Source organism: Phenylobacterium sp. (assembly GCF_030693805.1).
Taxonomy (GTDB): Bacteria; Pseudomonadota; Alphaproteobacteria; order Caulobacterales; family Caulobacteraceae; genus Phenylobacterium.
This window is the reverse complement of record NZ_JAUXZW010000081.1, coordinates 1-24,550: the sequence shown is the minus strand read 5'-3', so window position 1 is coordinate 24,550 and position 24,550 is coordinate 1. Positions and strand designations below refer to the sequence as shown.

Genomic DNA, 24,550 nt, shown 5'->3' with positions numbered 1-24,550 from the left:
GAACGGCTGCGCGCGCAGCTCGCCCGCGCCTATCGGACCGGCGGGCTGGACGGGGTGACCGCCGCGCGCCGCATCCTGGCCGCGCTCGCAGGCGCGCGCACCCGCAGCACCGACCCCGAGAGGATCGCCTGATGTCGATGGCCGAACCCGCCCAGGGCGCCCGCCACCTGCTGGTGGTCGACGACGACGACCGCATCCGCGAACTGCTGAAGGAATATCTCACCCGTGCGGGCTTCAAGGTCACCGCCGCGCCCGGCGGCCCCCAGGCGCGCCGCCTAATGGAGACCCTCGAGTTCGACCTGGCGGTGCTGGACGTGATGATGCCCGGCGAGGACGGCTATTCCCTGACCCGCTGGGTGCGCGAGCGCGGCGGGCGCTCCGGCGGCACGCCAGTGCTGATGCTCACCGCCCGCGGCCTGGCGGAAGACCGTATCGAGGGTCTGCGGGTCGGCGCCGACGACTATCTGGCCAAGCCGTTCGAGCCCGAGGAATTGCTGCTGCGCATCGAGGCGATCCTGCGCCGCGCCCAGGGCCGCGCGCGTCCGGCCGGGGCGCTGGCTCTGGGGCGCTGCAGCTTCGACCCCGATCGCGGCGAGTTGGTCTGCGACGGCTCGGCCGTGCGTATCACCGAGTCCGAGGTCGACCTGCTGCGCCGCCTGGCCCGCACCCCGCATCAGCCGGTCGAACGCGGCGACCTGGCGCATGACGCCGTCGACGCGTCCGGCCGCGCCGTCGACGTCCAGGTCACTCGCCTGCGCCGCAAGATCGAGGACGACCCGAAAGCCCCGCGATACCTGCAGACGGTGCGCGGCGTCGGCTATCTGCTGGCCCCCGACTGATGCGCCCGCGCCTCGCCTGGATCTACTTCACGCGTTGGATCAAGCGCAGGGTGCTGCCGAGCTCGCTGTTCGGCCGTTCGCTGCTGATCATCGTGCTGCCGGTGGCGTTGATGCAGATCGCCGTCACCTATGTGTTCTTCGACGCCCACTGGCAGACCGTCACCAGCCGCCTGTCCCAGGGTCTGGCCGGCGACATCGCCTGGGCGGTGGAGAGCTACCGGGACGATCCGGGCCCCGACGCCTTCGCCCGCCTATCGAACCGCGCCGAGGAATCCATGGGACTGTCGATCGCCCTGCAGCCGGGGCGCAGCCTGCCCACCAACCGCAGGTCCTCGCTGTTCGCGCCCATCGACCGCTCGATCCAGAAGGCGCTGTCGGACCGGCTGGACGATCCCTTCTGGTTCGACACCACCCGCTATCCGGCCTACGTCGACATTCGCGTGAAGGTCGACGGCGGGGTGCTGCGCATCCTCGCGCCCCGCGACCGCGCCTTCGCCACCAACGGCCACATCTTCGTCTTGTGGATGACCCTGGCGACCGTGCTGCTGACCGCCGTCGCCATCGCCTTCATCCGCAACCAGGTGCGCGCCATCGAGCGGCTCGCGGTGGCCGCCGACGCGTTCGGCCGCGGGGCCGACGCCGAGACCTTCAAGCCGTCCGGCGCGCGCGAGGTGCGCCAGGCGGCGGCCGCCTTCCTGGCCATGCGCTCGCGCATCCAGCGCTACATCGAACAGCGCACCGCCCTGCTGGCCTCGGTCAGCCACGATCTGCGCACGCCGCTCACCCGCCTGAAGCTGGAGCTCGCGCTGGCCGAGCCCTCCAAGCGCACCGCCGGCATGAAGCGCGACCTGGCCGAGATGGAACACATGATCGACGAGTACCTCGCCTTCGCCCGCGGCGAGGGCGGCGAGGCGGTCGAGGTCGTCGCCTTACGCGGCATCATGGAGGAGGTAGGCGAGGGGGCGGCCCGGGTCGGCGCCCAGGTCAGCATCGCCGCCGATCCCGCGCTCACCGCCAGCGTACGGCCGCTGGCGCTGAAGCGGGCGCTGGCCAATCTGGTCATGAACGCCGCCTTGCACGGAGACCGCGTGGAGGTCTCCGCCCATGCCCGACCCCAGGGCGGCGTGGAAATCCTGGTCGACGACGACGGCCCTGGCATCCCCGAAGCGCAGCGCGAGGACGCCTTCAAGGCGTTCAATCGGCTGGACGATGCGCGCAATCAGAATGAAAAGGGCGTCGGCCTGGGCCTCGCCATCGCCCGCGACGTCGCCCGCGGCCATGGCGGCGACATCACCCTCGACCGATCGCCGCTGGGCGGCCTGCGCGCCGTGGTGCGGCTGCCGGGCTGAATGCCGCAGCGACCTCGTTCTCTGAAAAATGTCAGCAATTTCCTGTATTTATGACCAATTCACGCAGTCTTGACGCACTGCACCCGCGTCTGTAGGTTCCGCGCGACTGAAAGCCCCCGCTGCGGCGGTCACGTCGTGGTCGAAGAGGCCTCCCGACGCATGCCGACGCCGGACGAATCGAGAGACGAGGCCCTCAAGCGCCTCGACAAGCGATTGGGCGCGTTCGAGACCGGACGCGAGCGCAAGGCGAGCTTCACGGCTCAACGTGCGATGGGCCAGGGTTACCGCTTCCTCGCTGAAGTGGTGGGCGGGGTGTTCGGCGGCGCTGGCTTCGGCTGGCTATTCGATCATTTCGCCGGGACGACGCCGCTGGGCCTGGTGGCGGGACTGCTGCTGGGCACCGGATTTTCCATCTACGTGGCCGTCCAGGGCGCCGCGCGATGGTCGAAGACCGAGTCGGACAAGGCCGGGCCGTTGCCCAGCGTTCCCGACGATGACGACAACGATTGAGGCCGAACAACATGGCGCAGCCCGCCATCGACCCGATGCACCAATTCATGATCCACAAGCTCGTGGACATTCCGCCCGTCAACATCGGCGGGATGGCGCTGGACCTGTCGATCACCAATTCGGTGGCGACGATGATGACCGGCGCGCTGATCGTGATGGGCTTCCTGCTGCTCACCGCGCGCGGCCAGCTGGTGCCCAACCGCGCCCAGGCCGTGGCCGAGTCGCTGTACGGCGTCATCGACAACGTGCTGGTCGGCCCGATCATCGGCCCCAAGGGCCGGCCCTACATCCCCTTCATCTTCAGCCTGTTCATGCTGATCATGACCTTCAACCTGATGGGCGTGATCCTGTCGGTCGGCAGCTTGGCCGGGTTCAACTGGACCTTCACCGTCACCGCGCAACTCGCCGTCACCGCGACGCTGGCGCTGCTCACCTTCCTGTCCTGCCTGATCCTTGGCTTCGTCAAGAACGGCCCGGGCTTCGTGAAGCTCTTCGTGCCGTCGGGCATGCCGCTGCCGCTGCTGATCTTCATGGTGCCGATCGAGATGGTCTCGTATTTCGCGCGCCCGCTGACGCTGGCCATGCGGTTGTTCGGCAACATGCTGGGCGGTCACGTGGTGATGAGCATCTTCGGCAGCTTCGTCGTGGCGCTCGGCATCGTCGGCCTTTCGGGCGGCATCGCCACCCTGGGCTTCGTCGGCTCGGCCCTGTCGCTGGGCATGATCGTCGCCCTCACCGGCCTGGAGCTGATCGTCGCCTTCCTTCAGGCGTTCGTGTTCGCCGCTCTGGCCACCGTCTACATCAACGAAGTCGTCAATTTCGGCCACGGCCACTGACGCCTTCATTCACCCCTGCACACTGCATCTCTAAAGAGGACTGAAATCATGGAAGTTGAAGCCGCCAAGTACATCGGCGCCGGCCTGGCTACGATGGGCATGATCGGCGCGGGCGCCGGTCTCGGCATCCTCTTCGGCAACTATCTGCAAGCCGCGATCCGCAACCCCGCGGCCGCCGCCAGCCAACAGCCGATGCTGTTCCTCGGCATGGCGCTGACCGAGTCGATGGGCATCTTCGCCCTCGTGGTCGCGCTGCTGCTGCGCTTCGTCTAGGGCGCGTAAGAAGCCAAGCCGATGGCGACCGAAACCCACGAGGGCGCGGGCGCGCCGGGCCACGAAGGCGGCTCCGGCGGCCTTCCCCAGTTCGACCCGACCTGGTGGCCGGGACAGATCGTATGGCTGCTGATCATCTTTCTGGTGGTCCTGGCGTTCATGCGGCTGTTCGCGGTCCCGCGGCTTGGCGGCACTATCGCCCAGCGTGAGGACCGGATCAGCGGCGACGTGGCCGAGGCCCGCCGCCTGAAGTCCGAAGCCGAGACCCAGGCCCGGGAGGCCGCGACGCAACGGGCCCAGGGCCGGGCCCAGGCTCAGAAGGTCGCCCAGGAGGCTCGCGCCCAGGCTCAGGCCGAAGTCGCCGCTGTCCTGGCCGCTGAGGAAGCCAAGCTCGCCGAGACTACGGGGTCGGCCGAGGCCGGCATCGCGCTCGCGCGCGAGCAGGCGATGGTCAATGTGCGCGGCATCGCCACGGAGACCGCCGAGGCGATCATCGAGAAGCTGACCGGCCGTGCGGCGACCTCCGCCGAGATGGCCGCCGCCGACGCGGCGAGAGGGTAGGATGATCCAGGAACTGCTGACCGACTCCCACTTCTGGGTGGGCGTCGCCTTCGTGATCTTCCTGGGCGTGCTGGCGCGCGCCGGCGTCCACAAGCTGGCGTGGAACGCGCTGGGCGAAAGCGGCCGCAAGGTCCAGGCCCAGCTCGACGAAGCCGCCGCCCTGCGCACCGAGGCCCAGGCCCTGCTGGACCAGATCAAGACCCAGCGCGAGGAAGCCGGTCGTCAGGCCGAAGCCACGCTTATCGCCGCCAAGGAAGAAGCCGAGCGCCTCAAGGCGGAGGCCCAGGTGAAGCTCGCCGAGCAGATCCAGCGTCGCGGCCAGCTCGCCGAGCGCCGCATCGCCACCGCCGAAGCCCAGGCCCAGGCTGACGTGAAGGCCGCCGCCGCCGAACTGGCGGCCGAGATCGCCGAGACGGTGCTGACGCGGCGCCTGGCCGAGGCCAAGACCGACCCGCTGGTCGACAGCGCGCTGGGCCAGCTCGGCGGGCGGGCGTTCCCCTCGCACTGAGGGCGCCGCCAGCGCCGCAAGCCGGCGCGTCCGAGTGAAATCCTAGGCTTGTTCCGCCCGACGCAGGCGACGGCGGCGGAAATAACGCCGGCTGCGGACCACGAAACGCAGGCGGCGGGGCAGAACCAGCCGCTCGATCCGCAGCGTCTGTTGCCAGGCCACCGGCAACACCTCAGGCTCGCGCCGCAGCAGCCGCCGAATGGGGAAAACCATCTTCGGGTGGGCCCGCTGGAAGCGCACGAAATGCCTGCGCGCCTTGAATGAATTGCGCAGGACCAGCATCAGGCCGACGACGATCACCGGCAGGCCGCCGGGGCCCGGCAGCGGCGCAATGGCGACGCCGGCCATGATCACCAGCACGCCCAACAGCACCAGCAACGGGCGTAGAACACGGGCGACAAGCTCGCGAGCGACGTCATCGGAGGCATAGTTGCGCGCGCGCGGCATGGTGAGGGTTAGGGACACGGAAGGAGCCTGATCTACGCGTCCGCGCCTCTGAGGGGGAGGTCAGGTCGCAACCGCGTGATGCTGATATGAGACCGGACCTGTGAATCGTAAAGACAACCGCGGGTTAATTTGTGCAGTTTGTCCTCTATTCGATCACCTGAGGCGGCGGCGCCACAGTTGTGGGCTCTGGGCGCCACGCCAGACGCGGCTTACGCGCCGCAAGAGTCTCGTCGAGCCTGCGCAGCGGAGCCAGGAACGGCGCGCCCTTGAACCGGTCTACGTCGCCGGCCTTCGCCGCCTCAGCCAGCGCCAAAAGCGCATCGCAGAACCGGTCGAGCTCGGCGCGCGACTCCGTCTCGGTCGGCTCGATCAGCATCGCGCCGTGCACCACCAGCGGGAAATACATGGTCATCGGGTGGAAGCCCTCGTCGATCATCGCCTTGGCGAAGTCGAGCGTGGTGATCCCCGTCCCCTCCAGCCAGGCGTCGTCGAACAGCGCCTCGTGCATGCAGGGCCCGAGCGGGAACGCCGGCGTCATCGCGCCCTGCAGCCTGGCCTTGACGTAGTTGGCGTTCAGCACCGCGTCCTCGGCAACCTGGCGCAGGCCGTCGGCCCCGTGGCTCAGCATGTAGGCGTAGGCCCGCACGAACATGCCCATCTGGCCATGGAACGCGCTCATCCGGCCGAAGGCGTCAGCCGCCTCGCCTCTCGCTTCCTCCTCAAGGCGCAGGCCCTCCGGCCCGTGCACGATCCAGGGGGCGGGCGCAAAGCGCGCCAGCGCCTCGGACAGCACCACCGGCCCCGCGCCTGGCCCACCGCCGCCGTGCGGCGTGGAGAAGGTCTTGTGCAGGTTGATGTGCATGGCGTCGACGCCCAGGTCCCCCGGCCGCACCCGCCCGACGATCGCGTTGAAGTTGGCGCCGTCGCAGTAGAAATACGCTCCCGCCTCATGGGTCAGCCGGGCGATCTCGACGATGTCGCGTTCGAACAGGCCGCACGTGTTCGGGTTGGTCACCATGATCGCGGCGACGTCGGGGCCCAGCTTGGCGGCAAGATCGGCAAGGTCGACGCGGCCATCCTCGGTCTGGCCGATCTCGGTCACCTGATAGCCGACGAAGGCCGCCGTCGCCGGGTTGGTGCCGTGCGCCGAGGTCGGCGTCAGCACCCGCCTGCGCGCGACATCGCCGCGCGATTCGTGCGCCGCGCGGATCGCCAGCAGGCCGCAGAGCTCTCCGTGCGCGCCGGCCTTCGGGGACAGCGCCACGGCCGGCATGCCGGTCAGCGTCTTCAGCCAGTGGGCCAGCCGATCCATCAGCGCCAGAGCGCCCTGCACCGTCGACTGGGGTTGGAGCGGATGCAGATCGGCGAAACCGGCCAGCCTCGCCATCTTCTCGTTCAGGCGCGGATTGTGCTTCATGGTGCACGAGCCCAGCGGATAGAGCGCCAGGTCGATGGCGTGGTTCTTCTGGCTCAGCCGCACGTAATGGCGCACGGCCTCCGGTTCCGAGAGCCCCGCCAGCCCAATCGGGGCCGTTCGCACGAGATCTCCCAGGTCTGAAGCGTCCAGCTCGGCGGGCTCGAGGTCCACGCCAGTGCGGTCGGGGCGGCCCACCTCGAACAGCAGGCCCTCGTCCTGCAGCAATCCACGCCCGCCGTTCAGCGAGGTATGCGTATCCATCTCGACCGCCTCGGGCCGGGTCGGGCGTCCGACGTTGAGCATGGTCATGCCGCGATCCTCCGCTTCAGGGCGCCGGCCAGTTCGGCGATGTCTTCACTGGTGACGGTCTCGGTGACGGCGATCAGCAGCACGTCGTCCAGACCCGCCGTCGGGTCCAACCGTGCGTAGGGCACGCCGGCGACGATCCCGTCCGCCAGCAACGCCTCGACCAACGCCTCGGCCGGCACGGGGGTGCGCACCGCCAGTTCGTTGAAGAACCGTGGGCTCAGAACCTCGACCCCCGGGACCGTCTCCAGCGCCGCCTTCAGTTCGCGCGCCAGGCTGTGGTTGAGCTCGGCCAGGCCCCGCAGGCCCGCCTCGCCCAACAGCGACATGTGGATCGAGAACGCCAGGGCGCAGAGGCCCGAGTTGGTGCAGATGTTCGACGTCGCCTTCTCGCGGCGGATGTGCTGCTCGCGCGTCGACAGCGTCAGCACGAAGCCGCGCCGCCCGTCGGCGTCCACCGTCTCGCCGCACAGCCGGCCCGGCATCTGCCGCACCAGCCCCTCGCGCGCCGCGAACAGGCCGACGTAGGGTCCGCCGAAATTCAGCCCCACCCCGATCGACTGACCCTCGGCGACGGCGATATCCGCCCCCATCTCGCCCGGCGACTTCAGCAGGCCGAACGACACCGCCTCTGTCGTCACCACCACCAGCAGCGCGCCGGCCGCATGCGCGGCCTCGCCGATCGCGGTGACGTCGGTGGCGACCCCGAACACGTTGGGCGTCTGCACCACCACGCAGGCGGTGTCCGGACCGATCGCCGCCACCACGGCGGCCTCCGCGTCGATCCCCGCCGGCAGGCAGTTGATGTCCATGCCTTCGGCGTGGGCGATGGTCCGCGTGGTCGCCGCATAATGCGGATGCAGGCCGCCCGACAGTACTGCGCCTTTGCGGCGGGTCACCCGCTGGGCCATCATCACCGCTTCGGCGCAGGCCGTGGAGCCGTCGTACATCGAGGCGTTGGCCACCTGCAGGCCGGTGAGCGCAGCCACCTGGGTCTGGAACTCGAACAGCACCTGTAGCGTGCCTTGGGCGATCTCCGGCTGGTACGGCGTATAGCTGGTCAGGAATTCAGAGCGCTGGATCAGGTGGTCGACAGTGGCCGGCACGTGATGGCGATAGGCGCCGGCCCCGCAGAAGAACGGGCCTGCGCCGCCCGGGCGGTTCCGCGCCGCGAGCCGCGACAGTTCCCGCTCCACCTCCATCTCGCCGGCGTGCAGCGGCAGATCGAACAGGTCGGCGTGGCGGGCGGCCTGAGGCACGTCGGCGAACAGTTCGTCGATCGAGGCCGAGCCGATGACGGCCAGCATCTCCGACCGGTCGGCGGGCGTCAGCGGCAGGTAGCGCATCTCAGAGCGTCCCCAGGTAGGCTTCGTAAGCCGCGCGATCCATCAACGCCTCGAAGGCGGCGACGTCGGCGATCTTCAGTTTGGCGAACCAGCCCTCGCCCTCTGGAGAGGCGTTGACCACGTCGGGCTGGTCGGTAAGCGCGGTGTTGGCTTCGGTCACCTCGCCGGCCAGCGGCGAGTAGACGTCGGACGCCGCCTTGACGCTCTCGACCACCGCCAACCCGTCGCCAGGCGTGAGCTTGCGGCCAACCTCCGGCACCTCGACGAACACCACGTCGCCCAGTTGTTCGGCGGCATAGGCGGTTATGCCGATGGTGGCGACGTCGCCGTCCAGAACGACCCACTCGTGATCCTTGGTGAAACGCATGGGGCAGATCTCCTTCAGACGGCGCGGACGTAGCGATGGGGGACGAAGGGCAGTTCCGTGACCTCGCAGGCCTGCGGTTTGCCCCTGACGATGACATGCAAGGCGGTTCCGGGTTGCGACAGGCCCGGCGGAACAAAACCCATCGCGATCGGCCGCCCGAGACTCGGGCTGAAACCGCCGGAGGTCACGCGACCGACGATAACGCCGTCGGCGCCGGCGATCTCCGCGCCCTCGCGGGCCGGCGCGCCCGCCACGTTGAGGCCGACACGGACGCGGCCGGGCCCGTCGGCCAGTTCGCGGGCGATCCGCGCAGCACCGCGCATCGCCCCCGCCTTCACCCGTTTGCGCGACACCGCGAAGCCGAGGTTCGCCTCGACCGGTGAGACGCTCTCGTCCAGGTCGTGGCCATAAAGCGGCAGGCCCGCCTCGAGCCGGAGCGAATCGCGCGCGCCCAGCCCGATCGGCCGCACGCGCGGGTCGGACAGCAGGATCTCCCAGAGCTGCTGCGTCGGGAAAGCCGCGCTGAGGATCTCGAAGCCATCCTCGCCGGTGTAGCCCGAGCGCGACACCCAGGCCTCCTGGTCGCCGGCCTCGATGCGGGCCAGGCTCATGAACGACATTGAGGCCGCCTGCGGAATCAGGCTCCCCACCACGGCCGCCGCCTCGGGTCCCTGCAGCGCCAGAAGACCGCCGGTGTCGGCGCGGGTCAGCGTCGCTTGCCCCTGCACGGCGGCGGCGATGCGGGCGAAGTCGGCCTCCTTGGTTCCCGCATTCACCACCAGGTGCAGCACGCCCTGCAGGCCCGCCTCGCGGGGCCGCCCGACCATCAGGTCGTCAAGCACGCCGCCATCCTCACCCAGCAAAAGGGTGTAGCGCAGCCGCCCGGGCGCAAGGCCGCGGATATCGCCGCTGATCAACGGCTCCAGCAGAGCGGCGACCGCCGCATGATCTGCTTCCGGGTCCCCGGTCGTCCTGCTCAATCGCAGGAACGCCGGCCCCATGTGCGAGACGTCGAACAGCCCCGCATGCTCGCGGGTCCACAGGTGCTCCTTCAGCACCCCGTCGGGATACTGCACCGGCATGGCGTAGCCGCCGAACTCCACCATCCGCGCGCCCAGCGCTTCGTGGGCCGCGGTCAAGGGCGTGGATTTCAGATCGGGAAGGCTGGTCGGCGGCAAGGACGGACTCCGGCTGATGATTCCGACGCCCACGGGATCGCCCGCGCGCGCCTTGCCCCCGCTGTCCGTGAGCCTGAGAGATTTCAGGTCGGCCTTGATCTAAAGGCCGGCCCCCTGCTCCTTCGGCGAGCCGCACGTCGACGGCTGCTTTCCAGCGTTCATCAGCCCTGCGCGGTCCTTTTGCCTGAGCGTTTCCGGGGCGGTTGCGCCTTCGGCTCCGGAGGTGGTCCCCGGTATCTCCCGCGAGAGTCGAGGAGGAACCTCACGGATCGCCCCGGCGGAGTCAACGCGCCACGAGGGCACGCAGGGCGAAATGCAGCAGGCGCCTGCAAATCAGCCCTCGAGCCGCGGCGACCCCACCCGCCAGGACGCCCAGGCGCCCACGACCGCCAGCGGCACGACGGCGGCGAAGATCCAGGGAGAGGCCACCAGCGCGCTCTCCGCGCTCAGGCCGTGGCGCATGCCCATCATGTTGGCGACGGCGCCTGCCAGTCCGGCGCCGGCGGCGTTGCCCAGCAGCCGCGCCGAGGGCACGCCCGCCGACGCCAGAGCCCGATCGTCGTCGGGCGCGGCGGCGATGATCCTGCGGTTGATGAAGGCATAGGAGATCCCGAACCCCGAGCCCATGAGCATCGCCGCGGCGGCGATCGCGGCCACCGGTCCGTGCGGCACCACCCAAACGAACAGGGCGACGGCCGCCAGGATCATCAGCCCGCCGGCGCGGATCGCCGGTCCGTGCCAGCGGTCGCGAAGCCCTGCAACGCCGAGACCTACGATGCTCCACGACAGCGAACCCAGCGCGGTCAGATATCCCGCCGCCAGCGGCCCCAGACCGTGCACCGCCTGAAGCGTGGCGGGGGCGTAGATGTAGAAGGCGATGGAACAGGCGCACTGGGCGACGAAGGCCAGATAGCCCGCCCCGACCGGGTGGCGGATATCTGAAGCGCTGCGCGGGAACAGGCCGCCAACCGCCGTGCGGCCCAGGCGGATCGCGACGATCAGCAGGCCCAGGCCCAGCGCGATCATCGCAAAGGTGGCCGCGACGCCGCCCGTCATGTCGGCCACGCCAATGCAGACCACGCCGCCGGCGATCAGCGCGAGCTGACCCCAGGCCAGGGGTCGCCGCTCCGGCCTGGGCGCGTCGTTCTTCAGCAGGAGTGCGGCGATCAGGATGAACACCAGCGCCTGGCCGCCGAACGACCAGAACGCGCCGCGCCAGAAGCCCGCCTCCGCAAACAGGCCGCCCACCATCGGCCCGAGCAAGGTGGCGACACCCCAGACCGTGGTCAGCGCTCCGAACACCCGCGCCAGCAGCCTGGCCGGGAACAGCGAACCGATCGCCGCGTAGCAGAAGCCCATCAGCCAGCCAGCGCCCAATCCCTGCACCAGCCGGCCCGCCAGGAAGGCGAACATATCGGGAGAGGCTGCGCTGAGCGCGCAGCCGACCGCATAGACGCCGCCCGCGCCGCACATGGCGAGGCGCAGGCCAAGTCGCGTGGCGAGCTGACCCGCCGTGGCTCCGGCGAGCAGCGCGCCCATGACGTAGCCGGCGGTCGCCCAACTGAAATAGGCGAACCCGCCCAGGTCGCGGCCCACCGAGGGCATTACGGTGACAGCCACCAGGGTGTCGGCGGCGTTCAGCCACACGCCCAGCAGGATCAGCGCAAAACGCGGCGCCAACGGACCGGTGAGCACCTCGCGCCAGCTACCTGCTTCGTCCCGCGCCGATTCGCTCATCACCAAGCTGTAGCCGAGCCGCCATCGGTTTGTCGCGCGGGCCCTAGCGCTCAGTCTTCGTCAGCCGCAATGCGCCCCAGACGCCGACCAACGCGAACGGCAGGGCGCTGGCGAACACCCACACCGCCGAGGCTTCGGCGCCAGCACGGGTGAGGCCCGCTTCGCCGCCAAGAAGGTTGACCAGCGCGCCAGCCAGCACCGCTCCGGCCGCATTGCCGATCAGCCGCACGGTCGGGATGCCGGCGGACGCCACTTCGCGTTCCTCCGGCGGCGCGGCGCCCAGCACCTTCTGGCTCATGAAGGCGTAGGAGAGGCCTTGCGCGACCCCCAGCAGGACAGCGCCCGCCGCGCACGCGACAAGGTCGCCATAGCGCATGGCCCAGGCCAGCCAGGCGACGGCCACAGCCACCAGCGCGCCGCCCCAGCGGATCAGCATCCCATGATGCTTCTCGTCCAGGTTCGCCACCACCAGCGCCGCCGCCGTCCAGCCTATCGCCTCAAGTCCAATCATGTAGCCGGCGCTGAGCGCGCCCAGGCCGTGCAGCGATTGCAGGAACGCAGGGCCGTAGACACTGAAGCCGATCGAGGCCGCGGCCTGCACGAAGAAGGCGAAATAGCCCGCGCCCACCACCGTGCGCAGGTCCGAAGCGCTGCGGGGAAACAGGCTCGCCGGCGCATGCGCGCCCAGCATCAGCGCCCAGGCGAGCAGGCCCAGCCCAGTGACGACCAGAACGCACTGCGCCCACACCAAGCCGACGACATCGGCCGCTCCGATCGCGCAGACGCCAGCCACCACCAGCGCCAGTTGCGGCACGGGGATGGGTGGAGCCTCGTTGCGCGCGCCCTCCCGGCGCAGCAGCCAAAGCGCCGCGCCGACGAACAGCACGGACTGCGCCGCGAAAGCCCAGAAGGCTCCGCGCCAGAACCCCGCGTCGGCGAAGGCCCCGCCGATCAACGGACCCAGCAAGGTCGCAACGCCCCACACCCCCGACGTTGCGGCGAACACCCGCGCGAGATGACGGGCCGGAAACAGCGCCCCGATCGCGGCGTAGCAAAAACCCGCGATCCAACCCGCGCCGATCCCCTGCACCAACCGCCCGCCCAGGAACCAGGCGATGTCCGGCCCGATGGCGCTGGCCACGCAACCCAGCCCATAGGTCAGGCCGGCCAGGGTCATGCCGGCTTTCAGGCCGATGCGCGCCGACAGCCGCCCGGCCGTCGCGCCAGCGACGATCGCGCCGACCATGTAGCCGGCAGTCGCCCAGCTGAAGAATTCGTAGCCGCCCAGGGCCTTGCCGACCGAGGGCATGATCGTGGTGCTCATCAGGGCGTCGGCGGCGTTCAGCCAGACGCCGGCGATGATCAGCGCGAATCGCGCCGCCAGCGGCCCGACCAACAGGTCGCGCCAACTCCCAACCTCCCCCGGTGTGGTTTCGCCCACGCTCATGGGCAAGGTCTAGCCGAGCCTGCCCGTGCTTGTCGAAGCCTTGCGGCTACATCCGCTCGGGCGCGGAGAACCCCAGCAGGTCCAGCGCCTGTTCCAGTTGCCGCAGCATCGCCTGGGCCAGCGCCAGCCTGGAGGCGCGCACGTCGGGCTCGGCGCCCATGATCGGGCAGGCGGCGTAGAAGCGCGAGAACGACTGCGCCAGCCGGTAGGCGTGCTCGGCCACGTGGTTCGGCGCCTTCTTGTCGTAGGCTTCGGCCACAGCGGCGTCGAAGGCGTCCAGGGTCAAGGCCAGCTCGCGCTCGGCCGGTTCGACGATGCGGATCGGCCCCGCGGTGACGCCCTCGTCGGCCGCCCGGCGCAGCAGCGATTTCACCCGCACCACCTGGTACAGCAGGTACGGTCCGGTCTTGCCCTCGAAGCTGGTGAATCGGTCCAGGTCGAACACGTAGGACGTGCCGCGGAAGTTCTGCAGGTCGGCGAACTTCAGCGCCGCGACGGCCACCTTGTGCGCGGTGTCCTCGAACGCTGCGGCGTCCAGTTCCGCGCCCAGGCCAGCCTCATGCAACCGCTCGCGCGCCTTAGTCCTGGCCATTTCGATCAGGTCGTTGAGCTTCAGCACCCCGCCCTCGCGGGTCTTGAACGGCTTGCCGTCGGCGCCGTTCATGGTGCCGAAGCCGACGTGCTCCAGCCCGCCCTCCTCGGCGAACCCGGCCATCACCGCCGCGCGGAATACCACCTCGAAGTGGTCGGCCTGGCGCTGGTCGACGCAATAGATCGCCAGGGCGGGATCGAAGCTGCTCTTCCGATCGAGGATCGTCGCCAGGTCGGGTGTGCCGTCCATCGCCGAGCCCTCGGACGACACCACCAGCAGCGGCGGCAGCTCGCGCTTGTCGCCGTCGCGCACCACCCGGATGATCCGCGCGCCCTGGTCGTCCACCAGCAGGCCCTTGGCGGCCAGGTCGTCGACCATCGGATCGATCAGGTCCTCGACATCGCTCTCGCCCTTCCACAGGTCGAAGTCGACGCCGAGCGCGTGGAAGTCGCGCTCCAGCGCCACGCGCGTCACGTCATGGAAGTGCAGCCACAGCCGATGAAAGCCAGGCGTGCGAGCCTGCAGCGCAGCAGTCAGACGCCGCGCCCGTTCCCGGTACTCGATATCTTCCTTCGCCCGCGCCGCGGCGGCCGGGTAGAGCCGGTCGAGGTCGGCCAGATCCACTGCGCCCATGGCCGCGCGAACCGCCTCGTCATCCACCGGCCGGCCGGCGTTCAGCGCCTCGACCGCCGCGGCGATCTGTGGCTGTTCGTCAGTGACCGCGCCGATCAGCAGCCCCATCTGGAAGCCCCAGTCGCCGAAGTGGGCGTCGCCGACGACGTTGTCGCCGCGGAACCGATAGATGCGCTTGATCGACTCGCCGATGATCGACGAGCGCAGGTGTCCGACGTGCATCGGCTTGGCGACGTTCGGGCCGCCGTAGTCGACGATCACCCGCCGGGCCGCCTCGACCGCCGAGGCGCCGGCCAGCGGCTCCGTGGCGATCTCCTGCGCGCGGGCCGACAGCGCGTCGTCGCTGACCTTCAGATTGATGAACCCGGGTCCTGCAATCTCGACGGCCGCGATCCGTGCGTCCCCTGCCAGCCGCTCGGCCACCTGGGCCGCCAGCTCTCGCGGATTGCGACGCGCAGCCTTGGCCGCGGCCAGGGCGCCGTTCGCCTGGAAGTCTGCAAGGTCAGGGCGGTCGGAGGCGGTGACGCGGCCGAGCTCTGGCGGCAGGCCTGCGTCGGCGAAGGCCTGGGCGACGACCTCCGAGAGGCCCCGTTTCAGATCGCTCATTGGCGCGCGGCGGCGTCCCCGGCGGCGGCCACTGCGCCGACGTTCACGCGGAAGCGCTTTCCGTCCCGGTTGAACGCCGCCATCTGCGGCGTCACATCGAAGCCGATCAACACTTCGAAGTTGGCCCCGCTGGTGGTCATGGCCGCACGCGGGATGATGATGTGGTTGATCTTGTCGGTGATGTAGACCCGGTCCTGGCCTTCCGGGAACGTCACCGGCAGGTCGAAGAACTGCTTGGTGATCACCGACTGGTTGCGCTGCGTCACCGCCACCCAGTAGCGGTAGGACTTCGTCCGGCCCTCGGCTTGCGGACCCTTGCCGAGCTCGAACAACACCTGCATGGCCACGTCGATCGGCTCGGCGTCCTTGTACGAACACGTCGCCGAGATGCCCTGCACCTCGCCGGTGTAGCCGACGTTGGCCGAGGCCTCGCGGCCTTCCTTGAATTCGGTGTAGCGGGCGGCGTCGTACAGCACCTTCACGAACGGGCACGGTCCGGCGTTGCGCAGTTGCGGCAGCGGCGCCTGGACGTCGCTCCACTCTTCCTTCTGCTTGCGCTTCTTGGCCGCGGCTTCTTCCTGTCTTTGGTCGTCGCCGCGGTCGCGTCCCTGGGCGAGCGCCAGATGCGGGACCGAGGTCGCCGCGACGGCCAGGGCGATGGCGGGAATCAGGAAGCGGCGCATGGTAGGCGTCCAGAGCTGGGGGAGCGGCGCACGACGCATGCGCGTCCACGGTTCGAGGCGTCTAGTAAAGCCAATCGATTGAGGCTGCAACGCGGCTGGCGGCGAGGCTCTGCGCCGACTAGTTTGCGCCGATGATCCCGTCCGCCCCGCCCCGTCGCCCGCTCAAGATCAGACTGGCCAGTCCGCGCGGATTCTGCGCCGGCGTCGATCGGGCGATCCAGATCGTCGAACGCGCCATCGAGAAGTACGGCGCGCCGGTCTACGTCCGTCACGAGATCGTCCACAATCGTCACGTGGTCGAGCGGTTGCGCGCGCTGGGCGCGGTGTTCGTCGAGGAGCTGGACGAATGCCCGCTCGACCGGCCGGTGGTGTTCTCCGCCCACGGCGTGCCCAAGTCCGTGCCGGCCCAGGCCCGCGACCGCAAGATGCTGTTCCTCGACGCCACCTGTCCCCTGGTCTCCAAGGTGCATGTGGAGGCCCAGCGCCACCACGAGATCGGCCGCGAGATCCTGCTGATCGGCCACGCCGGCCACCCGGAGGTCGTCGGCACCATGGGCCAGCTCCCGGACGGCGCGGTGCAGCTCATCGAATCGGTCGCCGACGCGGCCGCCTACACGCCGCGCGACCCGGCCAACGTGGCCTTCGTCACCCAGACCACCCTGTCGGTCGACGACACCGCCGAGATCGTCGAGACCCTGCGCCGCCGCTTCCCGCAGATCGCCGCGCCCCACAAGGAAGACATCTGCTACGCCACCACCAACCGCCAGGAGGCGGTGAAGCAGGTGGCCGCCGGGACCGACGTGCTGCTGGTGCTGGGCTCGGCCAACTCCTCGAACTCCGTGCGCCTCGCCGAGGTCGGCGGCCGCGCCGGCGCGGCCGCCGCCTATCTGATCGAGGACGCCTCGGTGCTGGACCTCGGCTGGCTGGCCGACGCTGCGGTGGTCGGCGTCACCGCCGGCGCCTCGGCCCCGGAACTGCTGGTCCAGGGCGTGATCGACAGGCTCTCCGCCGCCTTCGACGTCTCCCTGGAAGAGGTCGACGCCGCCCGCGAAACCGTCAGCTTCAAGCTGCCGCGAGTGCTGGCGGGTTAGACGGCACACGCCGCGCTTGACCGCGCAGCGCGGCTCACGCATCCCCCACGCCCATGGCCGTCTACACCGACATCACCGACGAAGAACTGGCCGACCTGCTGGCCGGCTTCGACTTGGGCGTCGCGCTCTCCTTCAAGGGCATCGCCGAGGGCGTCGAGAACTCCAACTTCCTGCTGGAGACGACCGCTGGACGCTACATCCTGACGGTCTATGAGCGTCGGGTGCGCGAGGACGACCTGCCGTTCTTCCTGGGCCTGATGCGCTGGCTCGCCGGCCACGGCTATCCGTGCGCGGCGCCCGTCGCCGACCGCGCCGGCGAGATACTTCAGCGGGTGCGGGGCAAGCCCTGCGCGATCGTCGAGTTCCTGCCGGGCCTGTCGGTGCGCCGGCCCAGCGCCGCCCACTGCCGCGAGGCGGGAGCGGGCCTGGCGCGCCTGCACCTGGCCGCCGACGGCTTCACCAAAAGCCGCGCCAATGACCTCGGGCAGGATGCCTGGGCGCCGCTGTTTGCGGACTTGCGCGACGCGGCCGAGGCGCTGAAGCCGGGCCTCGCCGCCACCATCGAATCCGACCTGGCGGCGCTGGAGGCGGAATGGCCGGCCGGCCTGCCACGCGGGATCGTCCACGCCGACTACTTCCCCGACAATGTATTCTTCCAGGGTCCGACTTTCGCCGGCGCCATCGACTTCTACTTCGCCTGCGAAGACATGCTGGCCTACGACATCGCCGTCGCCCTCAACGCTTGGTGCTTCGAGGCCGACGGCAGCTTCAACATCACCTCGGGACGCGCTCTGGTCGCCGGATACGAAACCCACCGTCCGCTCAGCGACGCCGAGCGCGCCGCCTTGCCGGCGCTGGCCCACGGTGCGGCCATGCGCTTTTTCCTGACCCGGCTCGCCGACTGGGGCGCGACGCCCGCCGGCGCGCTGGTGCGGCCGAAAGATCCGCTGGAGTACGAGCGCAAGCTGGCCGTGCATCGCGCCGCTCCGGATCTCGTGCTGTTCGGAGCCGGCGTTTGACGCCCGAGGTGGTGATCCACACCGACGGCGCGTGCAGCGGCAATCCCGGGCCCGGCGGTTGGGGCGCGATCCTGCAGTTCGGCGAGCGCGAGAAAGAGATCTGCGGCGGAGAGCCTGCGACCACCAACAACCGCATGGAGCTGATGGCGGCGATCCAGGCGCTCGAAGCGCTCACCCGCCCCTGCCGCGTCGAGCTGCACACCGACAGTCAATATGTGAAGAACGGCATCAGCGAATGGATCGTCGGCTGGAAGGCGCGCGGATGGCGCACCGCCTCTAAGGCGCCGGTGAAGAACGAGGACCTGTGGCGACGCCTCGACGCCGCCCGTCTGCGCCACGTGGTCGACTGGCGCTGGGTCAAGGGCCACGCGGGCCACGCGCTCAACGAACGCGCCGACGCCCTGGCGCGGAAGGGTTTGATGAAGGTCGTTCAACCGAAAACTTGACATTGCAGTGCAAAATGATAGTGGTTGGACGTTAAACGGTATGGGAGGCATATATGCCGCCAGCCCCTCAGGATCGCGCTGACATCCAGGTCTTCCGGGAAGTCACGGTCATCAGCCAGGTCATGCGTGAGGTCATCGGCCGCCGCCTGCCGGCCGGCATGAGCCACGCTCAGTTCGACCTGCTGGCGCGCTTCGTGCGCCACGGCGACGGGGAGACTCCGGCCGAACTCGCCCGCGCCACCATGGTCACCAAGGGCGCGGTCACCAACACCCTGCAACGGATGGAGGCCAAGCGCTTCGTCGCCGTGCTGGCCGATGTCGGCGATCGCCGCAAGAAGCGCGTCCATGTCACCCCCACGGGCCTGGCGGCCTACAACGCCGCGGTCACCGCCCTGCGCGGCCGCAACGAGGCGGTGCGCGGCGCCTTCACCGACGACGAGTTCCTGGAGGCTTTGCCCTTCCTAAGGCGCTCAGGGTGTTCCTGGAGGAACTGCTCGAGACGCCCGCACGCGAAGCCGCGAGCCGCTGACGCCGACCACCTCGACCCGCTCGCCGACGGCCAGCGCCTCGGCCCCGTCCAGCTCCGCCGCCCATTCCTTACCGTCGATCGAGACGCGGCCTGCGCCGCGCTCGAACGCCTGGGCCGCAAGCCCTGCGTGGCCGATCAGTCGCGCGACGTTGTCGTTGATGTCCGCCCCATCGCCCGCCACCCGCAGGATGAAGCGCCGCGCCAGCAGGGTTGCGGCGATGGTCAGGCCGGCGAAGATCAACACCGACCAAGGCGCGCCGACGTCGACGAACAGAGCCAGCACGCCGACCAGCGCCGCCGACGTCGCAGGCCACAGCAGCCAGCCGGATCCGGTGACCACCTCCACCGCCAGGAACGCCGCCCCGATCGCCGCCCAAACCCAGAAGGGATGCGTTCCGTAGAGGTCGATCAGCGCCTGCACGCCGTCAGGCCCCGGTCGGCGGGACGGCCGGCGCACGCGGCCTAGGCGGACGCGCCGCTTCACCATCGCCCTGGGCGGTGCGCACCAGTTCGCCCACGCCGGCGATGGTGCCGACCAGCGCCGACATCTCCGCCGGGATGATCACCGTCTTCTGGTTCGGGCTCTCGGCCAGCTTGGCGAACGCGTCGACGTACTTCTGCGCCACGAAGTAGTTCAGCGCGTTGACGTTGCCGCTGCCGATGGCGTCGGAGACCATGGACGTCGCCTTGGCCTCGGCCTCCGCTTCCCGCTCGCGCGCCTCGGCGTCGCGGTAGGCGGCCTCGCGGCGGCCCTCGGCCTCCAGGATGGCGGCCTGCTTTGCGCCCTCGGCGCGGGTGATCTGCGCCTGCTTCTCGCCGTCCGCCTCGGTGATCACCGCGCGCCGCTCGCGCTCGGCCTTCATCTGGCGGGCCATGGCGTTGGTGATGTCCGGCGGCGGCTGCAGGTCCTTGATCTCGATCCGCGCCACCTTCACGCCCCAGGGGCTGGTCGCCTCGTCGATCACGCCCAGCAGTCGGCTGTTGATCTGGTCACGCTGCGACAGCACCTCGTCCAGCTCCATCGACCCCACCACCGTGCGCAGGTTGGTCATGGTCAGCTGGGTGATGGCGAAGTCCAGGTTGGTCACCCGATAGGCGGCGGCCGCGGCGTCGATCACCTGGATGAACACGATGGCGTCCACCTTCACGCCGACGTTGTCCTTGGTGATGACTTCCTGGCTGGGCACGTCCAGCACCTGCTCCATCATGTTGATGCGCCGGCCGATGCCTTCGACGAAGGGCGTGAGGAAACTGATGCCCGGCTTCAGCGTGCGGGTGTAGCGGCCGAACCGCTCGACGGTGAATTCGCGGCCCTGCGGCACGATCTTCACCGCCCCCATCAGGATCACGGCGGCCAGCACCACGAACACCAGGGGGGCTACGACATCCATGGTTGAACCATCCCGCTCTTGAACGTCGCGCCTGCGCCGACGGCGAAGCTTAGCGTGGCTCGCGGCCTGGCGCCATCGTCCCGGCCAGCCGGCTGGACAGCGCCCGTCCGCGGGCCGCGGCGGCGGCTTCCTCGCGGCGCGTCGCTTCGCTGCACGCCGAACCGACGTGCCTGGCGAAGCCCTGGTTGAACGCCGCCTTCAGCCGCGCCTCGAAACCGGGATCGGCGCGCTCCAGCTCGACCAGCCGCATCATCCGCGCGCGCCAGAACTGGTCTTCGGGTCCCGCGCAGGCCTGGCGTAGCGCATGGCTCTCGCCCAGCACCTGGGCCAGCTCCAGCAGGATCGGCCGCTTGGCAGCGCCTGGTTGGGCGGCCGCAGGGACCGCGAGGGCGAGGCTCAGGGCGAAGAAGAGGAAGGCTGCACGCATCTGCGCCTTATGGCGTCGCGTCGCGCGCCTGTCACTCGCGCCCGCTGCGGCTGTCTGCTAGCCATCGATGATGCTCAAGCGCCTTCCGCTCCTGATCGCGGCACTCGCCCTGGCGGCGGCCAGCCCGGCGCCTGATAAGCCTGCGCCAGCCAAGCCTCAGCCCGCTAAGGCCGCGCCTGCCGCGAAACCCGCCGGGCCAAAACCTGTTGCGGATAAGCTGGCCGCGCCGAAACCTGCCGCGCCGAAGCCTGCTGTGAGCGGCCCGTTCGACGCCCGCGATCCCGCAAGCTTGGTCGCCCTGCTGGCGACCATGGACGCCAAGGGCGAGGTGTCGCGCACCGGCGACAACGACGTCGCCGTGAAGGTCACCGCCGCCAACTTCAGCTTCGGCGTCCAGTACGTAGACTGCAACGCCCAGGGAAAGGCCTGCCAAGCCATGGCGTTCTCCACGGGCGCGGAGAAGCGCGGCGCGACGCTGGTGCAGCTCAACGCCTTCAACCAGACCTCGATCAGCTGCCGCGCCTTCCAGGACGCCGCCGGTCGGCCTCACGTGATGTACGCCGCGGTCCTCTCATCGCACGATGTCCGTGACGAGATGCGCACCCACGTCGGCGTGTGGCAGGGCTGCCTGTCGACCTTCGGCGCGTTCCTCTCCGACCCCGCCGCCTATTTGGCCAGCGCGCCCTAGAAGATCCCGTAGCCGCCGTCGACGATGAAGCTGTCGCCGGTGTGGAAGCTCGACGCGCCCGACGCCAGGTACACGGCCAGGCCGCCGAAATCCGCCGGCTGGCCCCAGCGCCGGGCGGGCACGCGGGTGATGACCTTGTCGTTGAACACCTGGCTGCCTTGAGCGTCTCCGGTCATCTCGGTGGCGATCCAACCCGGCAGGATGGCGTTGGCCCGCACCCCATAGCGCGCGTGCTCCACGGCCACGCCGCGGGTCATCGCCAGCACCGCGGCCTTGGTGGAGGCGTAGGCTTCGTTGCGCGGCGCGCCCTCCACCGCCGAGAGCGACGAGATCGCCACCAGCGACCCCCCCGGATCGCCGGCCTTGGCCCGATCGATCATGTGTCGGCACGCCTCGCGGAAGGTGAAGAACACCCCGTCGAGGTTCACCGCCAGCACGTTGCGGTAGCTCTCCGTCGTGGTCTCGGCGAACGGCTGGCCTTTTCCGCTGACGCCGGCGTTGGCGATCACCGTGTGGACTGCGCCCATCGCCTCGACCGCCGCCGCCATGCCCTCGGCGACCGCGTGCTCGTCAGAAACGTCCACCACCCGGCCCAGCACCCGTCCGCCGATCGCTTTCAGCCGCGCCTCGGCGGCGGCGGTCTTGTCCGGGTTCGAGCCCCAGATCACCAGGTCGGCGCCAGCCTGGGCCAGCGCTTCGGCCATCCCCAGCCCGATCCCGCCGTTGCCGCCGGTGACCAGCGCCACCTGTCCGGTGAGGTCGAAAGCTTGGTAGGCCACTGGAATCTCCTGCTGGCGGCGTTCAGGCCGCCACGGCGGCGGCTGGTTGCGGACGCGAGAAGGTCCATTCGCCGTCTTTCGCCAGGCTGGGCTCGAAGCGGTAGCCCGCCACATCGAACGCCTTCAAGTCTTCGGTCCGCTCGATGCGGTTGTCGATGACGAACCGCGCCATCAGACCCCGCGCCTTCTTGGCGAAGAAACCCAGCATCCGCCGCTCGCCGTCCTTCTCCTCGACGAACCGGCAGGTCAGCTTCGGCGCCTTCAGAGCCTTGAGGTCCACCGCGCCGAAGTATTCGCTGCTGGCCAGGTTCACCACCGTTGGGTCCTTGTGGCCCTCGGCGTCGGCGTTGAGCTGCTTGGAGATCCGCGCACCCCAGAAGTCGTAGAGGCTCTGCCCGCGCCGCGTCGTCAGCCGCACGCCCATCTCCAGGCGGTAGGGCTGGATCACGTCCAGCGGCCGCAGCACGCCGTAGAACCCCGACAGGATACGAAGGTGATCCTGCGCCCAGGTCAGGCCCTTGCGATCCAGCGTGCGCGCCTGCAGGCCCTGATAGACGTCGCCGTTGAACGCGAACGCGGCCTGCACGCCCTCCTCGGAAGCCGGGTCGAACGCCTGAAAGCGCTCGCGGTTCAGCTTCGCCAGGTTGTCCGACAGCGACATCAACCGCTTCAGGTCGGCGACCTTCAGCCGCCGGGTGACCTTGGCCAGCTCCATCGTCTGGTCGGCCAGTTGCGGCGTGCTCACCGGCGCGCTCTCGTCGGGCCGCGAGAAATCCAGCGCTTTGGCGGGGGAGATGACGATCAGCATGGCGGCCTCCTTCAGCCTGTCGCCGCGAGCTTCACGGCGCCGAGCGCGAATCGCAAACGAGAAACGCTGCGTCTTAGAACAGAACCCGAGGATTCATGATCCTCTTCGGATCCAGCGCCAGGCGCACGGCGCGCTGGGCGGCGAGTTCCACCGGGCTCTTGTAGTGGGCGGCCTCGTCGGTCTTCATCGACCCCAGGCCGTGCTCGGCCGAGATCGAGCCGCCGAAGCCCGCGATGATGTCGTTGACGATCCGCCCGGCCTCGTCGCGCGTCGCCTCGTGCAGGGCGGGGTCGCCGCCCACGGGCCCGAACACGTCGTAATGGACATTGCCGTCGCCCACATGGCCGAAGGCGGCGATGCGGCAGCCGGGCGTCAGCCGTTCCATGGCGGCGTCGGCCTGCTTGATGAAGGTCGCCACCTGCGAGACCGGCACCGAGACGTCGTGCTTCCACACCACGCCCTCGGGCTTCTGGGCCGCCGACTGATTCTCGCGCAGCGCCCACAGGGCTTTGGCCTGGGCCCCGGTCTGGGCCAGCGCCGCGTCGGCCACCAGGCCGTCCTCCAGCCCCTTGGCGAGGAACCGCTCCATCGCCCCTTCCGCAGAGCCGGGCTCGCCCGAGGCGAACTCCACCAGCACGTAGTAGGGATAGGGCGCATCCAGCGGGTCGCGGGAGCCGGGCACGTTGCGCAATACGAACTCGACGCCGATCCGCGCGATCATCTCGAACGCCTCGACGGCGCCGCCGGCCTCCTGCTTGGCGCGGGCCAGCAACTCGACCGCGGCGTCAAGACCCGTCAGGCCGATCCAGGCCACCGCGCGCGACTCCAGAACCGGGAACAGCTTCAGGCTTGCCGCGGTGACCACGCCCAGCGTGCCCTCCGCCCCGATCAGCAGCTGCTTCAGATCATAGCCTGTGTTGTCTTTGCGCAGGCGTTTCAGACCGTCCCAGACATCGCCGTTCGGCAACACCGCCTCAAGCCCCAGCACCAGGCTGCGCGCCGTGCCGTAGCGCAGCACCTGGGTGCCGCCGGCGTTGGTGGAGATGAACCCGCCGACCGTCGCCGAGCCCTCTGACGCCAGGCCCAGGGGAAAGCGCCGATTGACGCCCGCCGCCGCCTCGTGGATCGCCGCCAGGGTGACGCCGGCCTCGGCTACGATTACGTCGTCGAAGGTTTCGATTTCGCGCACCCGCGACAGCTTTTCGGTGGACAGCAGGATTTCCCCCTGGGGGATCTGTCCGCCTACCAGGCCGGTGTTGCCGCCTTGCGGGGTGATCGCCACGCCGGCCTCGTAGCAGACCCCCACGACCGCGGAGACCTGGGCCGTGTTCGCCGGCAGCGCCAGGAACGGAGTGTCGCCGAACCAGCGGTCGCGCCACTCCACCAGCTTCGGCTGCAGGCGCTCGGGGTCCTGGCTCCAGCCGTTCTCGCCGAGCACGGCTTTCAGGCGGGAGATGATGTCGGCGGGGACAGGCTTGGTCATGACCGCAAAATCCTAAACCCGGCGTGGCGGACGCGCCAGCGGCCGCGGTTCAGGCGTCGATCATCCGACGTAGCCCGCGGCGCGGCGCAAACGGTCGTTGATCGCCTCGCCCAGTCCAGCTTCAGGAATCGGGGCCACGGCGATGGCGGAGGGCTGCGTGCGATCGGCGGCGCGCAGGTAGCTGAACAGATTCGCCGCCGCCTCCGCCGCATCGCCCGCCGGGCTCAGGTTCCAGGGCGACGCAGGACCGTCCG

27 protein-coding genes, 2 pseudogenes and 1 riboswitch are annotated in these 24,550 nt (G+C 69.7%); of the genes and pseudogenes, 13 read left to right on the top strand and 16 right to left on the bottom strand.

The genetic code is table 11. From position 1 onward, the window contains the following. The 8 genes and pseudogenes from Q8M88_RS03745 to Q8M88_RS03710 all read left to right on the top strand — a co-directional run. Positions 1–132: pseudogene (locus tag Q8M88_RS03745) on the top strand (hypothetical protein); the annotation flags it as partial. A 5-nt stretch (positions 133–137) separates the two neighbouring features. Beyond that, a complete protein-coding gene (locus Q8M88_RS03740) occupies positions 138–839 on the top strand; it encodes a response regulator (RefSeq protein ID WP_371132621.1) in 702 nt (233 codons plus the stop codon). Further along, on the top strand, positions 839–2,188 hold the full coding sequence (locus tag Q8M88_RS03735) for an ATP-binding protein (protein ID WP_305594909.1): 1,350 nt from the start codon (positions 839–841) through the stop codon (positions 2,186–2,188). The genes Q8M88_RS03740 and Q8M88_RS03735 overlap by 1 nt, the downstream gene beginning before the upstream one ends. Positions 2,189–2,323: 135 nt before the next feature. Next, on the top strand, positions 2,324–2,698 hold the full coding sequence (locus Q8M88_RS03730; RefSeq protein ID WP_305594908.1) for an AtpZ/AtpI family protein: 375 nt from the start codon (positions 2,324–2,326) through the stop codon (positions 2,696–2,698). Positions 2,699–2,709: 11 nt separating this feature from the next. Further along, entirely contained in the window at positions 2,710–3,534 is an 825-nt protein-coding gene (locus tag Q8M88_RS03725; RefSeq protein ID WP_305594907.1) for a F0F1 ATP synthase subunit A, read from the top strand. Positions 3,535–3,582: 48 nt separating this feature from the next. Then, entirely contained in the window at positions 3,583–3,807 is a 225-nt protein-coding gene (locus tag Q8M88_RS03720; protein ID WP_305594906.1) for a F0F1 ATP synthase subunit C, read from the top strand. A 21-nt stretch (positions 3,808–3,828) separates the two neighbouring features. Continuing rightward, positions 3,829–4,368 (top strand): hypothetical protein, encoded by a 540-nt coding sequence (locus Q8M88_RS03715; protein ID WP_305594905.1) that lies wholly within the window; start codon positions 3,829–3,831, stop codon positions 4,366–4,368. 1 nt (position 4,369) lies between these two features. Next, complete coding sequence (locus tag Q8M88_RS03710; protein ID WP_305594904.1) at positions 4,370–4,876, top strand: ATP F0F1 synthase subunit B; 507 nt, start codon at positions 4,370–4,372, stop codon at positions 4,874–4,876. A 42-nt stretch (positions 4,877–4,918) separates the two neighbouring features. Here the strand turns inward: Q8M88_RS03710 and Q8M88_RS03705 are convergent, their stop codons facing one another. From Q8M88_RS03705 to Q8M88_RS03665, 9 genes are all read right to left on the bottom strand, one after another. Then, entirely contained in the window at positions 4,919–5,341 is a 423-nt protein-coding gene (locus Q8M88_RS03705) for a PGPGW domain-containing protein (RefSeq protein ID WP_305594903.1), read from the bottom strand. Positions 5,342–5,468: 127 nt separating this feature from the next. Then, positions 5,469–7,049: an aminomethyl-transferring glycine dehydrogenase subunit GcvPB gene (gcvPB, locus tag Q8M88_RS03700; protein ID WP_305594902.1), complete on the bottom strand. Its 1,581-nt coding sequence runs from the start codon at positions 7,047–7,049 to the stop codon at positions 5,469–5,471. Further along, positions 7,046–8,392 carry an aminomethyl-transferring glycine dehydrogenase subunit GcvPA gene (gcvPA, locus tag Q8M88_RS03695; protein WP_305594901.1) on the bottom strand — a complete coding sequence of 449 codons (1,347 nt, stop codon included), beginning with the start codon at positions 8,390–8,392 and terminating at the stop codon, positions 7,046–7,048. The genes gcvPB and gcvPA overlap by 4 nt, the downstream gene beginning before the upstream one ends. Before the next feature lies 1 nt (position 8,393). Then, complete coding sequence (gene gcvH / locus Q8M88_RS03690) at positions 8,394–8,759, bottom strand: glycine cleavage system protein GcvH (RefSeq protein WP_305594900.1); 366 nt, start codon at positions 8,757–8,759, stop codon at positions 8,394–8,396. A 14-nt stretch (positions 8,760–8,773) separates the two neighbouring features. Further along, positions 8,774–9,937, bottom strand: a complete 1,164-nt coding sequence (gene gcvT, locus Q8M88_RS03685; RefSeq protein ID WP_305594899.1) for a glycine cleavage system aminomethyltransferase GcvT — start codon at positions 9,935–9,937, stop codon at positions 8,774–8,776. 162 nt (positions 9,938–10,099) lie between these two features. Continuing rightward, positions 10,100–10,190, bottom strand: a riboswitch (glycine riboswitch). 80 nt (positions 10,191–10,270) lie between these two features. Further along, the gene (locus Q8M88_RS03680; protein WP_305594898.1) at positions 10,271–11,674 is read right to left on the bottom strand and encodes an MFS transporter; all 1,404 of its coding nucleotides are present in this window, start codon (positions 11,672–11,674) and stop codon (positions 10,271–10,273) included. Positions 11,675–11,717: 43 nt separating this feature from the next. Continuing rightward, positions 11,718–13,121 carry an MFS transporter gene (locus Q8M88_RS03675; protein ID WP_305594897.1) on the bottom strand — a complete coding sequence of 468 codons (1,404 nt, stop codon included), beginning with the start codon at positions 13,119–13,121 and terminating at the stop codon, positions 11,718–11,720. Positions 13,122–13,167: 46 nt separating this feature from the next. Further along, positions 13,168–14,952, bottom strand: a complete 1,785-nt coding sequence (gene argS, locus Q8M88_RS03670) for an arginine--tRNA ligase (protein WP_305594896.1) — start codon at positions 14,950–14,952, stop codon at positions 13,168–13,170. Beyond that, on the bottom strand, positions 14,949–15,635 hold the full coding sequence (locus Q8M88_RS03665; protein WP_305594895.1) for a Tat pathway signal sequence domain protein: 687 nt from the start codon (positions 15,633–15,635) through the stop codon (positions 14,949–14,951). Before Q8M88_RS03665 ends, argS begins: the two co-directional genes overlap by 4 nt. Before the next feature lie 131 nt (positions 15,636–15,766). Here Q8M88_RS03665 and ispH point away from each other — a divergent pair, with 131 nt between their 5' ends. The 4 genes and pseudogenes from ispH to Q8M88_RS17675 form a co-directional block, all read left to right on the top strand. Continuing rightward, positions 15,767–16,726 carry a 4-hydroxy-3-methylbut-2-enyl diphosphate reductase gene (gene ispH, locus Q8M88_RS03660; RefSeq protein WP_305594894.1) on the top strand — a complete coding sequence of 320 codons (960 nt, stop codon included), beginning with the start codon at positions 15,767–15,769 and terminating at the stop codon, positions 16,724–16,726. Positions 16,727–16,779: 53 nt separating this feature from the next. Continuing rightward, on the top strand, positions 16,780–17,745 hold the full coding sequence (gene thrB, locus Q8M88_RS03655; RefSeq protein WP_305594893.1) for a homoserine kinase: 966 nt from the start codon (positions 16,780–16,782) through the stop codon (positions 17,743–17,745). Beyond that, positions 17,742–18,191, top strand: a complete 450-nt coding sequence (gene rnhA / locus Q8M88_RS03650; protein WP_305594892.1) for a ribonuclease HI — start codon at positions 17,742–17,744, stop codon at positions 18,189–18,191. The genes thrB and rnhA overlap by 4 nt, the downstream gene beginning before the upstream one ends. Before the next feature lie 53 nt (positions 18,192–18,244). Further along, positions 18,245–18,466 (top strand): annotated as a pseudogene (locus Q8M88_RS17675) (hypothetical protein); the annotation flags it as partial. A 195-nt stretch (positions 18,467–18,661) separates the two neighbouring features. On the opposite strand, the gene Q8M88_RS03640 reads toward Q8M88_RS17675, so the two are convergent. The 3 genes from Q8M88_RS03640 to Q8M88_RS03630 are packed head-to-tail and all read right to left on the bottom strand — an operon-like array spanning position 18,662 to position 20,538. Next, a complete protein-coding gene (locus Q8M88_RS03640) occupies positions 18,662–19,141 on the bottom strand; it encodes an NfeD family protein (protein ID WP_305594890.1) in 480 nt (159 codons plus the stop codon). Between the two features lie 4 nt (positions 19,142–19,145). Further along, on the bottom strand, positions 19,146–20,111 hold the full coding sequence (locus tag Q8M88_RS03635) for an SPFH domain-containing protein (protein WP_305594889.1): 966 nt from the start codon (positions 20,109–20,111) through the stop codon (positions 19,146–19,148). A 49-nt stretch (positions 20,112–20,160) separates the two neighbouring features. After that, complete coding sequence (locus tag Q8M88_RS03630; RefSeq protein ID WP_305594888.1) at positions 20,161–20,538, bottom strand: TIGR02301 family protein; 378 nt, start codon at positions 20,536–20,538, stop codon at positions 20,161–20,163. A gap of 253 nt (positions 20,539–20,791) precedes the next feature. Between Q8M88_RS03630 and Q8M88_RS03625 the strand changes: the two genes are divergently transcribed. Further along, positions 20,792–21,226, top strand: coding sequence for a YbjN domain-containing protein (locus Q8M88_RS03625; protein WP_305594887.1), 435 nt, complete (start codon positions 20,792–20,794; stop codon positions 21,224–21,226). On the opposite strand, the gene Q8M88_RS03620 is transcribed toward Q8M88_RS03625, so the two are convergent. The 4 genes from Q8M88_RS03620 to Q8M88_RS03605 all read right to left on the bottom strand — a co-directional run. Further along, complete coding sequence (locus Q8M88_RS03620) at positions 21,223–22,005, bottom strand: SDR family NAD(P)-dependent oxidoreductase (RefSeq protein WP_305594886.1); 783 nt, start codon at positions 22,003–22,005, stop codon at positions 21,223–21,225. The genes Q8M88_RS03625 and Q8M88_RS03620 overlap by 4 nt on opposite strands. Before the next feature lie 22 nt (positions 22,006–22,027). After that, positions 22,028–22,813, bottom strand: coding sequence for a peroxide stress protein YaaA (gene yaaA, locus Q8M88_RS03615; protein ID WP_305594885.1), 786 nt, complete (start codon positions 22,811–22,813; stop codon positions 22,028–22,030). Positions 22,814–22,886: 73 nt separating this feature from the next. Then, positions 22,887–24,296, bottom strand: coding sequence for an FAD-binding oxidoreductase (locus Q8M88_RS03610; RefSeq protein WP_305594884.1), 1,410 nt, complete (start codon positions 24,294–24,296; stop codon positions 22,887–22,889). A 60-nt stretch (positions 24,297–24,356) separates the two neighbouring features. Continuing rightward, positions 24,357–24,550 (bottom strand): Sua5 family C-terminal domain-containing protein (locus tag Q8M88_RS03605; RefSeq protein WP_305594883.1); only part of this gene is annotated, 194 nt, incomplete at its 5' end.